We start from the raw sequence: 20,823 nt of genomic DNA, 5'->3' as shown, positions 1-20,823 counted from the left end.
AATAAACCTTGATTTTTACAAAGTTTACTCTAGTTACAATTTAAATTCAGGCAAAGGAGGGTATCATGGAAAATGCAAACATCGGTTGGATTGCAGCTATTATTATCGGCGGGATTGCAGGTTGGGCTGCACAATATATTATGAAAAGCCAAACAGGAATATTATTAAATATTATCTTAGGGATTATTGGCGCTGCGCTAGCGAGCTTTCTTTTTAGTCTTTTAGGTGTAAGTTTTGCTGGTTGGCTTGGCTATCTTATTTCAGGTTTTATAGGAGCCTGTATTCTTATATGGATAGGAGAAAAAATTCGATCATAGAGTATCTATTTTTACACTTTTGGGGATTCAATACAAAACTAGGAAACAACTAGCAGAGTTTGAAATATTCCCCTGTAACTTGTTGTTATTAATTTTGATATGATGGTGAGATGCTTAAGCTGCGATTTTAGGCATACACCATCACCGTATTATAAAACCAAATGCAGTAAAGAACTTTATAACGCACCATTTCATACCTATATAAACTTACGCATATCAGGAAAGATATGTTGCGTTACTTTAACGAAATACGAACTTATTTTTGTACCACGTGCGCAAATCCAGCTTATCTCACTGTAATAACAATTCATAAGGTTACAAAAATCACTAACGATGATTAAAGATTCTACCGTATAATGCTTAATACCTATACACTTTATCAACAATACCCTTTTTACCGAAAAACTCGAAGAGCTTTTTTGCATCTTAAGAAATAAAGAGAGATGGCAAGAACAAAATGATAAATAATTTTTTCTAATCTATGAAATAATATTAATATAACTTTATTATAGAATTACTACACATTATGTGATGTAATATTTCAAAATTTTAACAATATAATATATTTTAAAGTTTATAAAAATATATGCATTAATATAAACTTCTTTATTATAAAGAATACGATCTTCTTTACATCTCAATTCAAAAGATTTGAATATCTCTTCACTTTCTAAAGTATAAAATAAAGTTTTGTTCCTCTTAAAACTTCCTCTTTATATCATCTTGCATAGATGAATTTTTAGCTCTTCTTTATATGTGTTACAAACGAATTTTAAAGCACGAAACATTTTTCCCATTGCTCTCATGCGATAAAGAAATTTCCGTAACACATTGTGAAAGCGCCTTGAACAAAACATAATACTTTATTTTACTTTTTTAAATGAAAATAATCCTATAATATATACTTCCTGCATATCTTCTTTTAAAGACCTTTGCTTTCGATTTTCCCTTTGATATCTTCCTGTTAAAATCTTGCTGCTTTTATACTCCTTGTATTACAATAGAGCTATCTATTTAACCCAACATAACATATGGAATAAGACTTTAGCTGTGGAGTAAAACGATGTCTTATCTTGAAGATTCCATCTTACCACCTCTAAAGTGGTTTTCTGATCAAAGTCCTCCAATACCAGAAAACGTTCGCAATTGGCTCATGGAATCGGGCTCAATGACGCTTCGATTAAAGAAATATTGTACCTGCCTCCAAGTTCAACCACAACGCGAATGTTTTATTACGCGAGATAAATTAACAGAAGAAGCAGAGCATATCCCCGAAAGTGCGCGTTATTGGCTACGTGAAGTCATATTAATGGGAGATAATAAGCCTTGGCTCCTTGGACGCACTGTAATTCCACAAGAAACCCTCCTACACAATCAAGCCTTAATGCATTTGGGAACTGTACCTCTAGGACATTATTTATTTAACAATGACAAATTAACCCGCGATTACATTCATATTGGTCAACAAGGTGCGCTATGGGCACGTCGTTCCCGCTTGCGGTTAACGGATAAGCCATTGTTGCTAACTGAACTATTTTTAACAGATTCACCACTGTATCCCCACAAATAGAGGTTACTCATTTGATTCTGCATAATTTATAGATTTTATATAGCTTATAAGGGATTTAATCAGAGAAAAGAATTTCAAAATTATCTCAAGAACACATTACAAACAAAGGCTTCTTTTCAAAAGATCTTTTTATTTCATAAACTCAACTTAAAAATCTCTTCCCTAGAAAAAACGTTTTAAAGTTTTGATTTTCTTATCATTAAAACCAGTACTTGAATTAAAAAGATACACACCATATTGATAAAACCATCTATATTTAAATTTCTTGCTGAATAATCACCACTCTAAAATACGGAAACTCTTTATCAAAAAAATGCTTTGAAACAGCAAAAAAGACAATAATACACTCTCCAAAATTGGAAATCTGTATCAATTAGCTTAATCATCCTATTTTGAAATTTTTAACAGTGCTGACAATAGATCTTTTTAAAAAAGTAAAAACTCTATAATATTTTTGTTTTTTAATGGTCTAAAAGCTTTGAAAAACAGAAAATATAATACATAAAAGATGTTTCATTGCTCTATGAGAGCCTAAAAAGTTTAGTTGATATCAAAAAGTTATTTTTTTGATAATAGTATGTGTGTACAAAATAAATGAAATTTATTAACATCCTACTAACTTACAAAGGCGACGCACAATAAAAAATATTTTCCAATCCCCTTGAATTAACAAGATCTATTGCAATTTCTTACGAAGACTATTGCACACTTTAGAAAAATTCATTTGCCCCGCATACCGTTCCTTAAGCCATGCCATCACCTTACCGATATCGCGTAATTTTTCAGCCTTTGTTTGTGCCAAAGCTTCACAAAGAACTTGTTCTACTTCCATCTCCTTAAGTTGATAGGGAAGAAATTCACGAATAACTTCTATTTCTGCTTGTCCTCTCTCTGCCAATTCCAAGCAACCAGACTCTTTATAGGCTCGCATCAATTCTTCACGCTGTTGAAGCATTTTAGTGAAAACAGACTGTATCTGCTGATCATCCACTTCTAGCTTCCCTTCATCATAATAAAGGATATCACGATCCCTAACTGCAGCATTCATTAAACGAAGTGTAGCAAGACGCGCACTATCTTGCGCTTTCAAAGCAGCCCTAAGAGCCCCATCAATCTGGTTACGCAACATAAGTTTATCCAATTTTGTTCAAGAAGAAGATGCCTTTTAACCAATCTTTATCCATCTTGCAATGGAGGATAAAAAAATAATTAAGGACTCGATCTTCGAAAAGCTAAAACAAGACTTTACCTCTTCATTGAATGTACTTATACTGCCTACTTCAAGCGAAACGTTACCAGAATAATATACACAGCATCTGTTAAAGGTATGATTTTTGTGTAAAGTTGATCATTATACCTTTCAGGGAATAAATTGTGGATACATACTATGATACAAACAACTTCACCCAGCCACCCTTGGAGTATCAAAAAACCTACAGCCCTCTTAGTCTTAGCAGATGGAACCATTATTGAAGGTAAAGGAGCAGGTGCTACAGGTATCGCTGAAGCTGAAGTGTGTTTTAACACCGCCATCACAGGCTATGAAGAAATCCTCACCGACCCGTCATACACACAACAAATCGTTAATTTTACTTTTCCTCATATAGGAAATGTAGGGGCAAATAGCGAAGATATTGAAGATCTCTCTCCTCTCAATTGTCATGGTGCTGTTGGCGCTATTTTCAAGGCAGACATTACAAATCCCTCAAATTACCGTGCCAATGAAAATCTTAATCAATGGCTTAAAACGCGTAAAATTATTGCACTTTGTGGTATTGACACACGTGCGCTCACAATTCTTATTCGTGAAAAAGGTGCGCAAAATGCTGTCATTGCACATGATGCTAATGGAAATTTTGATATTCCTTCTTTAAAGAGGCGTGCGCAAAAATGGCATGGTCTCGTCAATCTTGACCTTACGAAAGATGTGACATCTCAATCATCAATGCAATGGGATGAAAAAACATGGAGTTGGAATAAAGGATACGGTACAAACAATGTGCACAATCTTCATATCATTGCCATTGACTATGGTATTAAACGCAATATTCTTCGCCTTATGGCAACACAAAAAGCCCGCATTACTGTTGTACCTGCCCACACAACTGCAAAAGAAATTCTGGCAATGAATCCTGATGGCGTTTTTCTTTCTAATGGACCAGGAGACCCCGCAGCTACGGCTCAATATGCCGTTCCAACAATCAAAACATTAATTGATCATAATTTACCAGTTTTTGGAATATGTCTTGGTCATCAACTTCTCGCTCTTACGGTTGGTGCAAAGACCGTGAAAATGCACCAAGGACATCATGGTGCCAACCACCCAGTTAAAGACCTTAACACTGGAAAAGTTGAGATTGTATCGATGAATCACGGCTTTACCGTAGATTCTACCTCTTTACCACAACATGTTCAAGAAACACATATTTCTCTCTTTGATGGTTCAAACTGTGGTATTCGAATCATTGGAAAACCTGTTTTTTCTGTTCAATACCACCCCGAAGCTTCTCCGGGACCACAAGATAGCCACTACCTCTTTCAGCATTTTAGTGATCTCATTATGAATTATAAAAAAATATCTTAAAATAAAAAGCCTCACCTTTTAGCTTCTCTCCTTTAAATTATATTATCTTCCTACGCACAATTATATTATTTTTATACCTACAACTTATTGAATAAATATTCTTATTTATCATTCTGAAACTAAAAAGAGCGCACTGAATAGCTTAAATTTTTCTCATTCCTCTTCTCTTAAGGTCGTATCCATCAAAATCATTGGCTTCTCCCCCCCCAAGCAAGATAAGTGTGTCGATAAAAACTATTTTTAAAAAGAGTAAAGTGTCTAACCTTCAAATAAATATTGGATTCACAATACAATTTTAAGAATTATATTGTGCATGAGAAGTATAATTCCTACTAAAGAATAAAAAAATTAAATTGTGAGGCAATGCAACAAATCTCTACTTTTTAAAAGATATTGCCGTAGATGATTTTGAAAACTGTAAAGCCGAATAAAAAAGTAATAGCAAAACAGAAAAAATCTTTTCAATTTTACAACTTTATATTCTTCCAAAATGAGATTTTCTTTTGATTCCAGAAGTGATGCCAACAAATATAAGTAATATTTTACTTCCAATTTGCCCTATAAAATTTGGAATTGTTCATACAATACTGATACATCTAACTCAGATACATTTTAATCTTTGTTTTCAATATGCTGCTGCATTAGCACTGAATATTAATTTGCAAGCAATAGAAAAAATACGGGCTCCCCTATACAAACAATATGACAAAATAAAAAAATTATTTTCACTAAATGAAAAGGATATATCGATATTTTAACAACACTTTGCAAAACAAACATCCCAAAAACTTTCTTCCTATAAAGTTTATCTTGTGCATTCTCTAGCAAAATAGTACATACCAGCCCCTCTCAACACATTAACGTACCCGCAAGGCAAAAATGACCGTTGCAATGACAAGAAGCAAAAAACCTCCTATAAAAGGAGCACCAGAAAAATAAAACAGTGCATTTTTATCTGTAAAACATTCAAAGAGAAACACATAAAAAACAGAACCAAATATTAAACTTAACGAAATAACAGATGTCATTGCTCCTTGCAGTTCTCCTTGTACATTTGTTGGTACCTGCGCTGAAGCAATAGCACGTATAGGTGCCTGAACAAGATATTCAAGCATTGTGCACGCACAAACCATATAAACCATCCACCCCTGCGTCGCAAATGTATAGCCCAGCATAGCAACGGAGGCAAACAAAAGCCCCACTATAACAATATGCCAATCACTCCATCGTTTAGAAAAATAAGGCAAAATGAGAGCGACTACAATAAATTGGCCTATTCCAAAAACACTATAGGAGATCCCAATAGAAAAAGAACTCCAATCATAGCGTTCTTTTGCAATGAACGCCCAAATGCTTAACCATACAGATTCCGCAAACCAATAAAGAAAAAAGACCAATAATACCCAAAGAACCATCGGATATTGTTTCAGGTGCCAAAAAGCACCTAAGGGATTTGCCCGCTTAATATCAAAAAAGCGCCTATTCCATAAAGAAAGAGTTTCTGGAATCATAGCCCAAGAAAAAATAAAATTAATGAGTGAAAAACCAGCAGCAAAATAAAACGGAATACGCGGACCAAACTGACCTAAAAAACCACCAATAAACGATCCTAAAATAAACCCCAATGCGGATGCAACGCCTAACAGACCAAAATTGCGCGTACGGGTTTTATCATCGGATATATCGGCAAGATAAGCTGTACAAGTTGCAAAACTAGCGCCACTTATCCCCGATAAAAGACGCCCGATAAATAACATAGAATAGCTCCATGCTATAGCACATATGAGATTATCAAGAGCAAAGCAGATAATAGAGACAAGCAAAATAGGACGACGACCATAACGATCAGAGAGATTACCAATAACAGGAGCAAACAAAAACTGCATCACTGAGTAAGCAGCAAGTAATTTTCCTCTTTCTACAAAAGATGCACTGACATCTTTTCCAGTTAACTGAGAAAAATATTCAGGCAAAACAGGACAAATGATCGCAATACAAAGAATATCTAACAATAAAGTGATGAACACTAAAATGAGCCCACGCTGAACAAATTTCGGATTGAGCATTTGGTCTTGCATAACATACACACTATTTTACGCATACAATGACTCCCCCGCTCTATTTTAACTCCCTTTTCCTTTTAAAAGTATTCTATACTTTTTACATATAATATAATAACAAAGTAAAAATTACAAAAAGAGTCAAGATAAAAATATAAAATTATTTTTACTTGATATATCATTATCAAAATATAAGAATATCTTTTATATTAAATGAAAAAATATTTATGATAATAAATCATGAATAATTAATAGTAAAACATAGAGTATTAAAATAACTTTGGAGATATTATGATTAATTTTATAATACATTATTATCACTTCTCATACTGCTAATTTTTAAAACATAAACTCTATTAGATACATCAATACCATATAATAATTTAAAACTTTAATAATCATAGTAAAAATATATTAATACTGTAAAAATTGTTTATATTTATTGAATAAATCAAGATTATATGTTATTATTACATTTAAATGCTAATAAGCATAAGAAAACAGTTCTTTTAGTACGTGTTGTCCATAAACTGTTAAATTCAAAAATGGTGTATAAAATGCGAAAAATATCCCTATTAATTATCACTTTAATGTTAGTGATAGGACGTGATGTCGAAAATTCTTATTCACAAGAGGGGGGGATAGAAAATAAAATAGAAACACAACAAACAACCAGCGTAGAGCTAGATCCCTATACTTTAAATAAATTAAATGCTCTTCTCAAAAAACGTTCAGAAATAAATGATCACGAAAAAGGAGCCATGATTGACTTTCTTTCTGAAGCTTTTTTAGGAATACCTTACAAAGCCCATATGTTACATGGCTCAGAAAATACACCAGAAAAACTGATTATTGATTTTAGAAGCTTAGATAACTTCATTTGTATGGATTATATTGAAGCATTGCGCAAATCAACAACCCCAAAAGAATTCATAAATAACATCATAAAAACGCGTTACATTAAGGGTAATGTTCACTTTTTAAACCGAAAACATTTTTTTACAGACTGGGCTTATAGAGAATATAAACTCGCCACTGATATTACCGCTGAAATAAGTCCTCATGCAGTCAGCGTAGAAAAATATCTCAATAAAAAAGCTGATGATAGACGCTATCTTCCTGGACTTCCAGTTGTGAAACGCACAATAACGTATATTCCAAGTAACTTTATTAATGAAGAGGTTATAAGCCGTTTAAAATCAGGGGATTTCATTGGCATTTATGCAAAACTTGCTGGATTGGATGTAACACATGTAAGTTTCTTTATCATGACAGATAAAGGGCCAATGTTACGACATGCTCCTTCACACAAAGAAAATGAAAAAGTCGTCGATACGCCTTTTATGGATTATGTTGCAAAAACACCAGGAATCGTCGTTTTAAGAGCCCTTGAATAACATCATAGCGATATGGAATATCTTCTCTATTCTTAAAATATATACTGTCGTTATTCCGGCAAACATCTAACTTCGTTCAAGCTATCCGGATACAATATATTTGTTTACAGTTTTAAGAGAAAAAAGTCGTTTTGATCTAACTTTGTTTATAGGTATGACAAAATCATTTTTGGAGAAATTACGAATTTGTAATCACTTTTACTTATTGAAAGATAAAGACAGAAAAAACTCTACTATAGTATCACGCTTTCTTTTCATATTCTCAACCAAAAGTTATCTATAGATTACAGCTAATCTGATCTTTACAAATATAACGAAAAATACACAAACGAATGTTTGTAAATATAAGTAAAAGTAAAGCCAGATATGTTTGGTTATTGTCTATAAAGTATTTTATAAAAATTCGATCTACCTCTCTAATTTATTGCGTATAAATTTTTGACTTTATAGCATTGTTTTCCTTATAAAGTCTTTTCTTTTTGTTGTTGTCTATAAATTAAAATAGCCCTGATATAGCAGCATATTTATGATCAAAATGCACCAGTACTGTACGAGTCCTTGTAAAATTTTGATGCCAGATTGAAATAAAAATATGAAAGTATCAATTAAAAACCAGTCTCTATCTTTAGCATCATTCTTTAGTCCAGCTTTGCGATTTTCTACAGCAACGACAATAATATCCTTTAAAGAGTAGAGATATGAGCATTATTTTTTGTTTTTTCATTCTTTAATGAGTCCCCATCCTTCATGTAATAAAGAACACTCAAAACAGAACACATTGTATCGATAAAACAACACATTTATTAGCAACAATAATGATGATTAATCTATGATCACAAACTTTAAAATTCTATTCATAACTTTTATATAAAATTTACAATTAAATCTCATTAAACTTATTACGAAGGCTTCACTCCTCTTCTCCCTAAGCAACGAAACATCTACTCCTGACAGTCTGTAAACAATCCGTTTTCTTAAGTAAATTTAAGCTGCTAACCATTTCATGAGATTCACTTACAAAAGAATACACCGGCAAATCCTATTTTGAATATTTACTCCATACTCTAGAAACACTTAATAGATCAAACTTTATATGCCTTATCTCACCACACCTTAAATGGCAGTGTTTTAACGACATAGAATAAATCTTGCCTTAAATACTCTGTTTAACCTTGTATACTTGATTAATGCAAAAATTAAATCAACGAAAGAGCATCATTGTATTTTCGAGAGATATGAATCACCCCATCATAAAAAAACAGTCTAACATAACAGACAATTTGAAAAATCTTTTTATATAAAAGGGATTACCGTTGTACCGGGAGGCAATTTTGCCTCATCTTCAGGCTCGACATGAATAGAAATACGTACATTATCAAATTCTTTTTGAAGAACAGCTTCGATTTTATCACAAATTTTATGTGCTTCTCCTACCTGCATTACAGCAGGCACAACCAAATGAAACTCTATAAAAGTAACCCTCCCAGCAACACGCGTCCGCAAATCATGGACCTCAAGCGCACCCGATGCATTTGCAGAAATCAACTCCCGAATCCGCATGCTTTCATTCAATTCAACACCAACATCCATTAATCCCTGAACAGCATTTCTAATCACCTTCCAGCCCTGTAAGAGAATATTAACGGCAACGATTATCGCTAAAATTGGATCTAAAGCTCCCCATCCTCCGACAAAACCGGCAATCAAACCAATTAAAATTGCAAGCGACGTAAAAACATCTGTTATAAAATGTACTCCATCAGCTTTAAGAGCCGGTGAGCGATGGAGTTTTCCCTGCCCAATAAGAACCATTCCCCAAATACAGTTTATGATAGTTGCAATAAGATGAATAGCAAGCCATATTCCAGGTTTCTGCAACAATTTAACGGTCGAAAGAGCTATCCATGCTTCTCTTAAAATAACAATTGCCGCAATAATAATGAGTACCCCTTCAAGAATTGCGGAAAAATATTCCGCTTTATGATGCCCAAAGGGATGATCATGATCTGCTGGCTTCATACTCACTTTAACAGCCCACCATGCTGCCAATGACGCAAGGATATTAACGATTGATTCCAATGCATCAGAATAAAGTGCAACCGAACCTGTGATGTGATATGCCCAATATTTCAAAGCAAAAACAATACACGCAATAAAAATAGAGTATAAAGTTAAGCTTTGTATATTGATTTTTACATCCATGAACCTCATCCTTTTCTTCACGAAATAGGAAATTAATATTTTCAACCATATCATTATACTTTTGGCATAACGACGATCTTTCCTCAATATTACAGAAGCTTCATCATACAATAAACGCTTCAGCTCACCATTATTATCGTAAAAACTGCTCAGTTACACGAACAGCACCAATAAATAAAGAAGAGAGAAAATAATAGAAAGAAGAGCTTTCCCAAGAGCAATCAAACACATAACCTTCATTATTAATCGTTTTCTGAATAACTTAAAGCCATCTCACTTCTCATAAACGAAAAACTTGTTTTTTCTCAAATCTATCATAATCATGCATTTTTTTAGTCTTATGATGTGCATTATAAGCCATCTTTGCACCTTAGAAAAAATATCTTAGCACTCTACGGTAACCTTACAGGTCAACTGGATTTTAAAATATGATTTACTAAAAAATTTAGATATAAAAAGAAGAACAATGATTACCCTCAAAAAAAAAGAATCTGGGCATTGGGGACCCAGATTCTTTTCCCTTAGAAATTAAGGGCATACAGAACTTGGGAAATAGCGGGGACCCAAGACACTGCACCCGATACAAGAAAAATATATGATTCCGTATCAGTACTTTTACTGTATACCTATGGTTGTATATTGTCAATACAAATTCTATCATAAGTTTTAAAAATATTTTTTTATCTCTTTTTTTTTAAAATAAAACAAATTCAAACATCTGGAAATCATAAGAAAAAAACACTAAAAACCTCGCATGCATTTGAATATCATAACAATCAATGAAACAGATGATCCACGCCTAAAAGCCTATCATAATATCCGTGAAAAAGATCTTGTTGGACGGCAACATCAATTTATTGCTGAAGGCAAAGTAACATTGTCCGCATTACTACACTCAAAAGAGTTTTCTGCCATCTCACTGCTCATCGTAGCAAACCGTCTCTCTGGACTTCTACCGCTTTTAGAAAAAACACAGCCCCTATGTTCCATTTATTGCGTTCCACAAAAAGTTATGGATAATATCACCGGCTTCCATGTTCATCGTGGTGTTCTGGGTATTGGTAAACGCAAAATACTGCCATCCTTACAAAGTTTTTTACAATATCTTCCAGAAAAAGCTTTGATTCTTGTTTTATGTGGTATCTCGAATCACGATAATATGGGATCAATTTTTCGTAATGCAGCAGCCTTTGCCAGTAATGGCATTATTGTCGACAAAACCTCATGCGATCCACTTTATCGCAAATCAATAAGAGTTTCTGCCGGCGCTGCTTTAAAAGTACCCTATACGCAAAACGCTGATATAGATGACATTATAGCTGCTCTAAACGATGAAAACTTTCATCTTTATGCACTCTCCCCTTCTGCCTCACACACTCTCAAACAAGCCAACAAAACCAAAAGAATAGCACTTATTTTTGGAACAGAAGGCGATGGCTTACCACCCCATATACTACAACAATCAAACACCTTACGTATTCCCATAACTGACGGTTTTGACAGCCTTAATGTTGCCACAGCCTCAGGTATTGCACTTGCCCATTTTACTAACTTTGACCCCTAAAGATGATAACACTTCAAGTTATAGAACATATCCAATGTTGTGTGTTATCTACCAGTCTCCAATAATATTACCGTTCCCTAGCCTTTGAAAGCATTGATAAAAAACATTTTCACATTTTCTTTATCATCATTTTCCACACCCTAACCCCGCTTATGAAATGCAGAAGATATAATTTTGATGGATTCAATCATAAAACAAACTTTCAATGAGAAAATTTTCCGGAAGTCTCTCATTCAAGTTTAAGATTAAAAAATATCATTATAAATCAATTCACTATGCTTTATAAAGCTGTTGTTTTTAGTTCTGAGGAAACAGAATCTTTTGTTTCAAGATTGCATAAAACGCGCTTCAACATCATTTCAGTATCGGCTGCACGTTCTGAATGTGTTACAAATCCTCCCCCAAGAATACGCGCCTCATGACCATTTCCATCATAAAGAACGCAAGCTTGCCCTGGTGCCACACCATTTTCACATTCCAATAAATCAACGGAAAAAATACCTTCTTTATAATGTAAGCGCGCAAGGTGAGGAGGACGCGTTGAACGCACCTTTACAGCCACCTCAATACCTTGAGAAGGGAAATTATCTAACGGTTCATCACCAAGCCAATTCACATCACGTAAAAAAAGCTTATGCGTTTCTAACATTTCACGCGGTCCAACAATAACACGTGCATTTTCCACATCGAGATAAATCACATACAGCGCTTCACCCGTTGACACCCCAATACCACGACGTTGACCAACAGTATAATTAACAATTCCCGAATGTTTACCTAAAATCTTTCCATCAATATGGACAATAACGCCAGGATTAGCTGCTTCTGGACGCAGTTTTGCGATAACATCTGAATATTTTCCTTGTGGAACAAAACAAATATCCTGACTATCATGCTTATTGGCAACCACAAAGCCCATTTCTGCTGCCATTTCACGAACGCGGGCTTTTGGAAGGTCACCAAGTGGAAAACGCAAATAATCAATCTGTTCTTGTGTCGTTGCAAAGAGAAAATAACTCTGATCACGATCATTATCGAGAGGACGAAAGAGTGCTCGATGCGCTCCGTGGGAACGCGAACGAATATAATGTCCCGTAGCCAAAGCATCTGCCCCTAATTCGCGTGCCGTTGCTAATAAATCAGCAAACTTAACCGTTTGATTACATGCAATACATGGTACTGGGGTCTCTCCATGAGCATAACTTTCTGCAAAAGGATCAATAACAGCTTCGCGAAAGCGCTTTTCATAATCAAGAACATAATGCGGTATTCCTAGTGTTTCTGCGACGCGACGAGCATCTTCAATATCTTGTCCTGCACAACACGCCCCCACCCGATGCGTTGCTTCCCCATGATCATAAAGCTGCAACGTAATGCCAATAACATTATACCCTTCCTTTTTCAAAAGACCTGCAACAACCGATGAATCAACCCCCCCCGACATTGCAACAACAATGCGAGAATCCTCAGGTTGTCCTGGTAAATCAAGGCTGTTTAAAAACATGTATTCATTCTCTATTTAATGCTCTCTTTAATGGATACCCATCTATTATTAATATTCTGATGCGCGTTCTTTGCCACTTTTATACTATTAATTGCTCTTTATATTGTTTTTTTATCCTTTCCACAACCATAGCATCACATTCTAAAAAGCTGCTGCAAACAAAAAAAGAATGATGGAAATAAGGCATAATGGTAATTGTTTAGGAGAAATCCTTTTAGAAAACCTTTTTTCTCTTTTGAAAAATCCAGTAAAATATTGCAAGAATCTCTTCTAACACTTCAACTTGAGCTTCTTTTTACATACCCAATCACTTTATTAATTTTTTCTTTCAGCGCTTTTAGCTCTTTTTTAAATTTCATGCTCTATAAACGAATCAAGTCCTTGACTAAAGGTAGAGGATACGAATGAGCAACTTGATAAAAACACAAATGAAATATGTTATTGGGCCAGATGGAAGTCCGCTTACAATTGCCGACCTACCGCCGCAAACAACACGGCGCTGGGTGATTCGTCGCAAAGCTGAAGTTGTTGCGGCTGTCAGAGGTGGATTATTAAGTCTTGACGAAGCGTGCCACCGTTATACTTTGACTGTAGAAGAATTTCTTTCATGGCAAAGTTTAATCGATGAACACGGTTTAGCGGGATTACGAACGACCAAGATTCAACACTACAGGCATTAAGTTGCCATTGATTAATAACATAAAGCAATCCATAAAACAGCTAAACTTGATAAAAGTTTGGCTGTTTTATACTATATCCAAAAGATAAACCTGAAAGAATGGATTTTTCAATAATTGCTTTTATCATCCAGCCATTAAATTAGCCAACCATTGAATTAGATTGAATCAAAATATCCTTATCATCCGCAGCAATCTTCTTTTCTCGTGCTTCCAAAAGCTGTGCACGTTGCAGCTCTGTATTCGCCTCATAAAGAGCAATTTCAGCATTTGTTTTTTGAAGTTGTAAATCACGAATTGAATTGATTAGATTATCACGTCTTTGCCGCGCTGCGCGCGCAAAAGCAGAATAAGCAAAATGGTGAACATCATTGTTTCCAGATTTACGTTCTTCATTAGTAATCTGTACCTCCAGTTCTAACACCATTCGTTCAAATTCTGCGATCATCATCTCAAGCTGTGCAATTTCACGACGCTTTCCACGTACTTGAAACATTCTCAATCGCACCATATTTACCCGTGGCTTCATACTCACTACTCCTTGATTGCGATAACTCAAAACTCGCATTCACACCTAATACATATCTTTTTCATTACATATCTATTCGATAAAACAGTCTATTAACTTGAAACTACAATAATTTTTCCTTTCCTTAAAGCATCCGCAAACACAACCTACTTTAAAGATCAATAACTATTTCTTTACTTTTCTCCCCCTACTATAAAATGAAGAGGTTTAAAGCTCAGTAAACAAACACTGAAATTGTAAAAAAGTAATTTATAATGTTTTTTTACAAGATTTTTTTAGGTTAAAGTTTATAAAAAAAGCCCTTCATTTTTTATTATGTTAAAAAATATAGGATTTTTCTAAAATAATTTTGTAGCCTCTTTCAAAAATAAAAATATTTTGTTAACCACTATCATGGATAGTGGGGAATTTAGTAGTGATTGTTACGCGTACTACTGAAATATTCATAAATGCTTTATTATAAGCGTTTGATTTCATGAATTGTTTTTATAACGGTGATTTTGTCAACTGTTATAAACATAGAAATGCTCCTTGTGATTCGTGAAGGAGCGAAGTGAGGGATCTAAAATGCGCGTATTGTTGATTGAAGATGATAGAGCAATTACTCAAAGTATTGAGTTGATGCTAAAATCAGCCAATTTTAATGTTTATATCACTGATCTGGGTGAAGAAGGTATCGATTTAGGAAAACTCTATGATTATGATATCATTTTGCTTGATCTGAATCTCCCTGACATGTCAGGGTACGATGTTTTGCGGACTCTAAGGTTGGCAAAAATAAAAACTCCTGTCCTAATCCTTTCTGGTATGAATGCCATTGAAGACAAGGTTCGTGGTTTTGGCTTTGGAGCAGATGACTATATGACGAAGCCTTTCCATAAGGATGAGCTCATTGCACGTATCCATGCAGTTGTTCGTCGTTCTAAAGGGCATGCACAATCAGTTATTGTCACCGGAGATCTCACCGTTAACCTTGATGCAAAAACGGTTGAAGTTGCAGGACGTCCCGTTCATTTAACCGGTAAAGAGTACCAAATGCTAGAGCTTCTCTCTTTACGCAAAGGTACAACACTTACTAAGGAAATGTTTCTCAATCATCTTTATGGTGGAATGGATGAACCAGAACTAAAAATTATCGATGTTTTTATCTGTAAATTACGGAAAAAATTGGAAGCGGTCTCTTCTAATGTAAATTACATTGATACAGTTTGGGGACGTGGTTATGTATTACGTGATCCAATTGAAGAAAATGTACGGAAAACCGCTTAAGCATTAAAAATGCACATTGTAAAAGTAAAATCTCGGGGGTATAGCGGACCGAGATTTTGTCTTTGTCAAAAATAAAAAACGCATACAAAAAATCTCATATAGAAAGCGCTTAAAGCTTAAGAAGTAACTACACCTAATTTATAGATATAATCTCATCGTTCGTAAGTCCAATCGAAGCCACTTTTTCCTCAACACGGCTTAAGCGCTTCTTTCTCATTCAAAGCTTTTTTACACTTTCTAAAACAATACAACCATCACTTTCATCAATATTTATTTTCATCTCTGTCATCTGAGCAAGTAACATTGTGTAATAAAATTGGATGACATGTGCATCAATAAGCTCTTCTTGAACTTCTCCACGAAATAACGCAAGAAAATGAGGGGGTATACGGAGAGTTCTACCGAAAACCTCAAATCGAAAAGAACGTTTATTTTCTTCTTGCAAAATCATAACAACAATTTCACCACCACGAGAAACTGTTGCGTTTGCAATCAATAATAAATTAAGCAAAAGTTTAACTTCATCTTTTGCTAACAATAAAGAAGAAGCTTGCCATTTTAAAGTTGCTTTTTCTTCTTTCATATATTGCTGAGCAACCTGCTCTGCAGCCCGTGTATCTATTTGTCCTCCACTTGCACCAGCAAAACCAAAAGCTAATCGCGCAAATTGTAGACGTGCAGCAGCACTCGCAACGGATAAACGCACCAATTGTAAAGCATCTTCTTCAGCTCCTCCTTCATCATAAAGCTCCATTGCATTTTGAATAGCCCCCACAGGTGAAATCAAATCATGGCAAATACGACTACAAAGCAAAGCAGCAAGATCCATAGGCTTCAAAAAAATATCTAACGTCATAATGATTGAAAACTCCTAGATTCAAAAAAACAAACTTTATTTTAAAGAAAAACTCTTAACATCTGATGCATAATAGGAAACATTAACAATCATGCTAAAAAATTTAGAAATAAATTCAAGAATTTAAATAACCTTATATCTTATTTTTTATTTGAATAGAATGAAAATTCTAATATTATCTTTTTGTTTATCACTAATAAAAGGAGAAAACTCTATGGCTCTCTCTCTGCTCAAATACTGGTACAAAAATATTATATCTTTAATCTTCCTTTTATTCATCACCATAAACACTACACAAGCTCGACTAAAACCAATAGAGCAAAACGAACCTCATTATTCACTCCAAGAAATTATTGATTCTGGTCATATCTTTTTTGGAAAAACAGCCAGTGGTCTGGCTGTTGCAATTCAAAATATTTTTTCAAAATACGGTTATCCCAATGCCTATATTTTAGGAGAAGAAGCTTCTGGTGCCTTTTTTGCTGGATTAACCTATGGCGAAGGAATGGTTTTTACCAAAAGCTATGGTCAACATAAAGTTTTTTGGCAAGGTCCCTCAGTAGGATGGGATTTTGGCGGACAAGGCTCCCGTTTAATGATCTTAGTTTACAATCTTAATGGCATAAATAATTTATGGAGACGCTATGGAGGTATTTCAGGTTCGGCCTATTTAATTGCAGGTGTTGGTTTTCATGTCCTCAAATACCATAATACCTTGTTAATCCCAATACGTACAGGAGTCGGCGCTCGCCTTGGTATCAATATAGGATATTTAAAATTAACACCTAAACCGACATGGAATCCGTTTTAAACGGTTTCTTATTTGAAAAGGGGTATTATGCTTATTCAATCATTTCTTTTTTTTATACTTGGAGTTGCTTTTACTTCCTGGTTACTGGTGCTTTTATCTCCTTTTATTTGGCGTAAAGCCGTTCATTTTGCGTATAAAGATGTTTGTGCGAAAATGCCATTATCACTCGCGGAAATAGAAGCAAATCACGATTTTCTTCGTGCACAACATGCTGTAGAATTAGCAAACAACCAAAAAAAGTACGAATTTTTGCAAAAAAAATATGTCCAACAAAAAATACAACTGAGCCAAGTAACAGAACAATTTTATCGGCTATGCCTCCCCACAAAAGATACTCTCACCAAAGAAGCGATAGCAATCAAACAAAATATCGCCACACTACACACTTCCAAAGGAAAGACAAATGATGCGTGAAAAAGTCGCACACTATCAGCAACGCTTACAAAAAATCCAAACTCATGAGCTGGACACGACCGCTAACCAGCAACTGCTAGAAGAACTCCGAGAAGAAACAAAAGAACTTGCAGCAACATTGGCAGCTCACATAGCACTACAAGAGGGGAATACATCACCCATCAACACATTGATTCAAAAATCCAAAAGCAAAAATGACCTAGCATCACGTATTCGCCAAAAAATAAAGCTTCTCTCCCAAGTCCCCCTTAAATAAGTTGTCTTTAAAAACACCTTAAATGAAGAGTGAAATCAACAAAGAGCTCTCATAACCGAAATATTTTTTATTAAACGTGGCTTTCTCACTAAACGAAAGAACAAACTTTCTTAAATCCACGCCGTTTTGTAAAAAAAACATCTTCTTGTCTCGCTGGTTCTCCTTGCTGATCATATCACCGCCCTAAAAGACAACATTTCATGAGTCCAGACAATTATACTTAAAAACATTTGCCACACACTCTAATAAAAATATTTTCTAAAATGGATCCATTCATAAAGCTTTTACATATTTTTAAAGATAAAAGAACTCTCTCAAGAGTAATAAAAGTCTTTTATTTTCTGAATAATCATATCCTGATCATTCTGCGTTAAATAAGGATGCATGGGTAAACTTAAAACACAATCTCCTAAAGACTCTGAAACAGAAAGAGAATCTGTGACATAAGGAAAATGTTTATAAGCAGGCTGTTTATGTAAAGGAGTTTTATAATAAACCATTGTAGGAATATAATTTTTTTGTAAAAAATCTTTTAGTTTATCACGTTCTTTTACCTTAATCGTATATTGTGCATAAGCAGAACGAATATTTTCTCCTATTTCTGGAACTGTAACAATATCTCTTAAGCCATCGGAATAACGTTGAGCAATTTCTACACGCTTTTGCATTTCATCTTCAAAGATAACAAACTTTTCTAATAAAATTGCAGCTTGAATGCTATCTAAGCGCGAATTCATACCAATACGGACATTATCATATTGCGTTTCACCTTTACCATGAAACAAAATAGAACGTAAAAGTTCTGCCAAATGATCATCATTGGTCATCATAGCACCTCCATCACCATAACATCCTAATGGTTTTGCAGGATAAAAACTTGTGGCCGCTACATCACCAAAAGCACCACACATAGTATTACCGCTTCTTCCGCCCATAGATTGTGCAGCATCTTCAATCACAAAAAGATTTTCCTTTGCTGCTACTTGAGCAATTTGCACATAGTCAGCAGGCAGCCCAAACAAATCAACAGCAATAAGAGCTTTTGGCTTTAGACGTCCTTCTTTTTTTACCATTTCAATTGCATGAGAAAGTTTTTCAACATCAATATTGAATGTATCAGGTAAAACATCAACAAAAACAGGTTTAGCCCCCACCAAAGCAACCACTTCAGCCGTTGCAGAAAACGTAAAACTAGGACAAAAAACAGCATCCCCTGGACCAATATTTTTAGCCATAAGAGGCATCTTCAAAGCATCTGTTCCATTAGCACATGCAATCACATGTTTAACGCCAAGATATTCTGCCAATTTCTCTTCAAATTCTGTTACTTTTGGCCCCAAAATATACTTACCACTAGCGACTACATGCGCAATTGCAGAATTAATTTTATCTTCAATACGCGCACGCTGCGCCCCAAGGTCGATGAATTGCATATTAACTCCATTGATCATCACAAGAATGCAAAAGCGCTACCTATCTCTTTTATCTATCATAATTGATATCAGCAGCTGTTAAAATCCGTAAAACCGCAATAGCATCATCACCATTTGTACGAGGCGATTGACGCGTTTCAATACAATGAAGGAAATGCCGTAATTCGCAAGTAAGCGGCAAATCTTCACAAACATCAATGTAATTCAGCTCATCCATGCTAAAAGCCCACTCTTGATTTTCTTTCCAAACGGCAAAATGGTGCATTGCCAATTTACGACTCCACGGTTCCATATCATCAAAAACGAGTATAGCCTTTGTTCCAACAACAATTAAACGCCTCTCACGATAAGAACTCAAGCGTGAAGTAAAAAGATGACTACGCACACCATTTGGAAAAGTCATATGAATATGAGAAAAATCAGAAATCTGATCAACGACAGCAGCGCCCTCACCACGAATTTCGGAAGGCTCACATCCTGTCAACGCCAAAATCATTGAGAGATCATGAGGGGCAAGATCCCATAAAGCATCACTGTGTGTGTGAAATTTTCCAAAGCCTAATCTATGAGAATAAATATATCGCACATCTCCCACATCTCCGTTTTTCACCAATTCACACATTTTTTCAAAAGCTGGATGAAAACGCAAAATATGGCCCACCATAAAAACTCGCTCATAGGCCTCAGCCTCCTGAACTTGGCGTTTAGCATCAGAAACATTCAAGGCTATAGGTTTTTCCACCAAAACATCTTTACCATTTTTAACAGCACGCAGCACATTTTGCGTGTGAAATTGTGGAGGCAGCGCCAACACCAGTGCATCAATATCTCTATGAGCAAAAAGATCATCTGGTTTAATAATCTCCACACCATACAGTGTTGCAAAACTGGCAGCACGATCACTATCAATATCAGAAACTGCTGCTAAAGCCCCAAGAGAGTGAAGTGTCTTTATATGATTTCCACCCCAATGACCGCATCCTAAAACCGCTACACGTGGCACCATTTTTACGCCTTACCTTACTTTATCATATAAAACTACACTTACATATCGAGGATAAAATAAAATAACAAGAAAAAAGCTTCAAAACGATGCTTGACATCTTACTATTCTACCCCTTATATCCGCAAAAGATGAAATAGTTTACAGTAATATATCTGTTTTGGCGGAGTAGCTCAGTAGGTTAGAGCAGAGGAATCATAATCCTTGTGTCGGGGGTTCAAATCCCTCCTCCGCTACCATTGTAGCTTGCCAGCAGGTTTTGTATATTTTGCCACTAGGTTTTGTTGTAGCTTGTGTAGCTTGCCAGCAGGTTTTGTATATTTTGCCACTAGGTTTTGTACCAATTCATTTTTTTTCAAAGAGTTTTAAAGGTGTTC

The 20,823-nt window shown here is 35.0% G+C and carries 18 protein-coding genes and 1 tRNA gene; 11 read left to right on the top strand and 8 right to left on the bottom strand.

The features are described from left to right. Window positions 1–65 precede the first annotated feature (65 nt). On the top strand, window positions 66–317 hold the full coding sequence (locus ACFIM1_RS03380) for a GlsB/YeaQ/YmgE family stress response membrane protein (protein ID WP_375606942.1): 252 nt from the start codon (window positions 66–68) through the stop codon (window positions 315–317). 1,063 nt (window positions 318–1,380) lie between these two features. Further along, window positions 1,381–1,887 carry a chorismate lyase gene (gene ubiC / locus ACFIM1_RS03375; RefSeq protein WP_375606941.1) on the top strand — a complete coding sequence of 169 codons (507 nt, stop codon included), beginning with the start codon at window positions 1,381–1,383 and terminating at the stop codon, window positions 1,885–1,887. Window positions 1,888–2,563: 676 nt separating this feature from the next. On the opposite strand, the gene ACFIM1_RS03370 is transcribed toward ubiC, so the two are convergent. Then, entirely contained in the window at window positions 2,564–3,016 is a 453-nt protein-coding gene (locus ACFIM1_RS03370) for a GatB/YqeY domain-containing protein (protein ID WP_375609255.1), read from the bottom strand. 258 nt (window positions 3,017–3,274) lie between these two features. On the opposite strand from ACFIM1_RS03370, the gene carA reads away from it, so the two are divergent. Next, window positions 3,275–4,471, top strand: coding sequence for a glutamine-hydrolyzing carbamoyl-phosphate synthase small subunit (carA, locus tag ACFIM1_RS03365; protein WP_375609254.1), 1,197 nt, complete (start codon window positions 3,275–3,277; stop codon window positions 4,469–4,471). 857 nt (window positions 4,472–5,328) lie between these two features. On the opposite strand, the gene ACFIM1_RS03360 is transcribed toward carA, so the two are convergent. Continuing rightward, window positions 5,329–6,549, bottom strand: a complete 1,221-nt coding sequence (locus tag ACFIM1_RS03360; RefSeq protein ID WP_375606938.1) for an MFS transporter — start codon at window positions 6,547–6,549, stop codon at window positions 5,329–5,331. A 539-nt stretch (window positions 6,550–7,088) separates the two neighbouring features. On the opposite strand from ACFIM1_RS03360, the gene ACFIM1_RS03355 reads away from it, so the two are divergent. After that, on the top strand, window positions 7,089–7,928 hold the full coding sequence (locus ACFIM1_RS03355; protein ID WP_375609253.1) for an N-acetylmuramoyl-L-alanine amidase-like domain-containing protein: 840 nt from the start codon (window positions 7,089–7,091) through the stop codon (window positions 7,926–7,928). Window positions 7,929–9,221: 1,293 nt separating this feature from the next. Here the strand turns inward: ACFIM1_RS03355 and ACFIM1_RS03350 are convergent. Continuing rightward, window positions 9,222–10,130 (bottom strand): cation diffusion facilitator family transporter, encoded by a 909-nt coding sequence (locus ACFIM1_RS03350; protein WP_375609252.1) that lies wholly within the window; start codon window positions 10,128–10,130, stop codon window positions 9,222–9,224. A 754-nt stretch (window positions 10,131–10,884) separates the two neighbouring features. Here ACFIM1_RS03350 and ACFIM1_RS03345 point away from each other — a divergent pair. Continuing rightward, complete coding sequence (locus ACFIM1_RS03345; RefSeq protein WP_375609251.1) at window positions 10,885–11,694, top strand: TrmH family RNA methyltransferase; 810 nt, start codon at window positions 10,885–10,887, stop codon at window positions 11,692–11,694. A 280-nt stretch (window positions 11,695–11,974) separates the two neighbouring features. On the opposite strand, the gene mnmA is transcribed toward ACFIM1_RS03345, so the two are convergent. Beyond that, the gene (mnmA, locus tag ACFIM1_RS03340) at window positions 11,975–13,198 is read right to left on the bottom strand and encodes a tRNA 2-thiouridine(34) synthase MnmA (protein ID WP_375606934.1); all 1,224 of its coding nucleotides are present in this window, start codon (window positions 13,196–13,198) and stop codon (window positions 11,975–11,977) included. 404 nt (window positions 13,199–13,602) lie between these two features. On the opposite strand from mnmA, the gene ACFIM1_RS03335 reads away from it, so the two are divergent. Beyond that, window positions 13,603–13,878, top strand: coding sequence for a DUF1153 domain-containing protein (locus tag ACFIM1_RS03335; protein WP_273790817.1), 276 nt, complete (start codon window positions 13,603–13,605; stop codon window positions 13,876–13,878). 139 nt (window positions 13,879–14,017) lie between these two features. Here ACFIM1_RS03335 and ACFIM1_RS03330 read toward each other — a convergent pair whose 3' ends face one another. Next, window positions 14,018–14,404, bottom strand: a complete 387-nt coding sequence (locus tag ACFIM1_RS03330; RefSeq protein WP_375609250.1) for a flagellar export protein FliJ — start codon at window positions 14,402–14,404, stop codon at window positions 14,018–14,020. A gap of 567 nt (window positions 14,405–14,971) precedes the next feature. Between ACFIM1_RS03330 and ctrA the strand changes: the two genes are divergently transcribed. Then, window positions 14,972–15,673 (top strand): response regulator transcription factor CtrA, encoded by a 702-nt coding sequence (gene ctrA, locus ACFIM1_RS03325; RefSeq protein WP_375609249.1) that lies wholly within the window; start codon window positions 14,972–14,974, stop codon window positions 15,671–15,673. A 217-nt stretch (window positions 15,674–15,890) separates the two neighbouring features. Here the strand turns inward: ctrA and chpT are convergent, their stop codons facing one another. Next, window positions 15,891–16,529 (bottom strand): histidine phosphotransferase ChpT, encoded by a 639-nt coding sequence (gene chpT / locus ACFIM1_RS03320; RefSeq protein ID WP_375608212.1) that lies wholly within the window; start codon window positions 16,527–16,529, stop codon window positions 15,891–15,893. A gap of 214 nt (window positions 16,530–16,743) precedes the next feature. Here chpT and ACFIM1_RS03315 point away from each other — a divergent pair, with 214 nt between their 5' ends. The 3 genes from ACFIM1_RS03315 to ACFIM1_RS03305 are packed head-to-tail and all read left to right on the top strand — an operon-like array spanning window position 16,744 to window position 18,010. After that, window positions 16,744–17,340 carry a DUF1134 domain-containing protein gene (locus tag ACFIM1_RS03315; RefSeq protein WP_375606929.1) on the top strand — a complete coding sequence of 199 codons (597 nt, stop codon included), beginning with the start codon at window positions 16,744–16,746 and terminating at the stop codon, window positions 17,338–17,340. Between the two features lie 27 nt (window positions 17,341–17,367). After that, window positions 17,368–17,754, top strand: coding sequence for a hypothetical protein (locus ACFIM1_RS03310; RefSeq protein ID WP_375606928.1), 387 nt, complete (start codon window positions 17,368–17,370; stop codon window positions 17,752–17,754). Continuing rightward, complete coding sequence (locus ACFIM1_RS03305; protein ID WP_375608211.1) at window positions 17,744–18,010, top strand: hypothetical protein; 267 nt, start codon at window positions 17,744–17,746, stop codon at window positions 18,008–18,010. Before ACFIM1_RS03310 ends, ACFIM1_RS03305 begins: the two co-directional genes overlap by 11 nt. 314 nt (window positions 18,011–18,324) lie before the next feature. On the opposite strand, the gene ACFIM1_RS03300 is transcribed toward ACFIM1_RS03305, so the two are convergent. Both ACFIM1_RS03300 and ACFIM1_RS03295 read right to left on the bottom strand, forming a co-directional pair. Further along, window positions 18,325–19,443: a DegT/DnrJ/EryC1/StrS family aminotransferase gene (locus ACFIM1_RS03300; RefSeq protein ID WP_375606926.1), complete on the bottom strand. Its 1,119-nt coding sequence runs from the start codon at window positions 19,441–19,443 to the stop codon at window positions 18,325–18,327. 49 nt (window positions 19,444–19,492) lie between these two features. Then, window positions 19,493–20,449: a Gfo/Idh/MocA family protein gene (locus tag ACFIM1_RS03295; protein ID WP_375606925.1), complete on the bottom strand. Its 957-nt coding sequence runs from the start codon at window positions 20,447–20,449 to the stop codon at window positions 19,493–19,495. 159 nt (window positions 20,450–20,608) lie between these two features. Here ACFIM1_RS03295 and ACFIM1_RS03290 point away from each other — a divergent pair. Further along, window positions 20,609–20,685, top strand: a tRNA-Met gene (locus ACFIM1_RS03290). Window positions 20,686–20,823: the final 138 nt, after the last annotated feature.

It is taken from the genome of Bartonella sp. AC158YNML, from assembly GCF_042196725.1.
In the GTDB taxonomy this organism is placed as follows: Bacteria; Pseudomonadota; Alphaproteobacteria; order Rhizobiales; family Rhizobiaceae; genus Bartonella.
This window is presented reverse-complemented; position numbering and strand designations above follow the sequence as displayed.

Excerpts from the sequence above, each read along its gene's own strand:
- ACFIM1_RS03345 (WP_375609251.1), top strand. The coding sequence starts at position 10,885 with ATGCATTTGAATATCATAACAATCAATGAAACAGATGATCCACGCCTA.
- ACFIM1_RS03295 (WP_375606925.1), bottom strand. The coding sequence starts at position 20,449 with ATGGTGCCACGTGTAGCGGTTTTAGGATGCGGTCATTGGGGTGGAAAT.
- ctrA (WP_375609249.1), top strand. The coding sequence starts at position 14,972 with ATGCGCGTATTGTTGATTGAAGATGATAGAGCAATTACTCAAAGTATT.
- ACFIM1_RS03310 (WP_375606928.1), top strand. The coding sequence starts at position 17,368 with ATGCTTATTCAATCATTTCTTTTTTTTATACTTGGAGTTGCTTTTACT.
- ACFIM1_RS03370 (WP_375609255.1), bottom strand. The coding sequence starts at position 3,016 with ATGTTGCGTAACCAGATTGATGGGGCTCTTAGGGCTGCTTTGAAAGCG.
- ACFIM1_RS03355 (WP_375609253.1), top strand. The coding sequence starts at position 7,089 with ATGCGAAAAATATCCCTATTAATTATCACTTTAATGTTAGTGATAGGA.
- mnmA (WP_375606934.1), bottom strand. The coding sequence starts at position 13,198 with ATGTTTTTAAACAGCCTTGATTTACCAGGACAACCTGAGGATTCTCGC.
- ACFIM1_RS03305 (WP_375608211.1), top strand. The coding sequence starts at position 17,744 with ATGATGCGTGAAAAAGTCGCACACTATCAGCAACGCTTACAAAAAATC.
- ubiC (WP_375606941.1), top strand. The coding sequence starts at position 1,381 with ATGTCTTATCTTGAAGATTCCATCTTACCACCTCTAAAGTGGTTTTCT.
- ACFIM1_RS03350 (WP_375609252.1), bottom strand. The coding sequence starts at position 10,130 with ATGGATGTAAAAATCAATATACAAAGCTTAACTTTATACTCTATTTTT.
- ACFIM1_RS03300 (WP_375606926.1), bottom strand. The coding sequence starts at position 19,443 with ATGCAATTCATCGACCTTGGGGCGCAGCGTGCGCGTATTGAAGATAAA.
- ACFIM1_RS03315 (WP_375606929.1), top strand. The coding sequence starts at position 16,744 with ATGGCTCTCTCTCTGCTCAAATACTGGTACAAAAATATTATATCTTTA.
- ACFIM1_RS03380 (WP_375606942.1), top strand. The coding sequence starts at position 66 with ATGGAAAATGCAAACATCGGTTGGATTGCAGCTATTATTATCGGCGGG.
- chpT (WP_375608212.1), bottom strand. The coding sequence starts at position 16,529 with ATGACGTTAGATATTTTTTTGAAGCCTATGGATCTTGCTGCTTTGCTT.
- carA (WP_375609254.1), top strand. The coding sequence starts at position 3,275 with ATGATACAAACAACTTCACCCAGCCACCCTTGGAGTATCAAAAAACCT.
- ACFIM1_RS03360 (WP_375606938.1), bottom strand. The coding sequence starts at position 6,549 with ATGCAAGACCAAATGCTCAATCCGAAATTTGTTCAGCGTGGGCTCATT.
- ACFIM1_RS03330 (WP_375609250.1), bottom strand. The coding sequence starts at position 14,404 with ATGAAGCCACGGGTAAATATGGTGCGATTGAGAATGTTTCAAGTACGT.
- ACFIM1_RS03335 (WP_273790817.1), top strand. The coding sequence starts at position 13,603 with ATGAGCAACTTGATAAAAACACAAATGAAATATGTTATTGGGCCAGAT.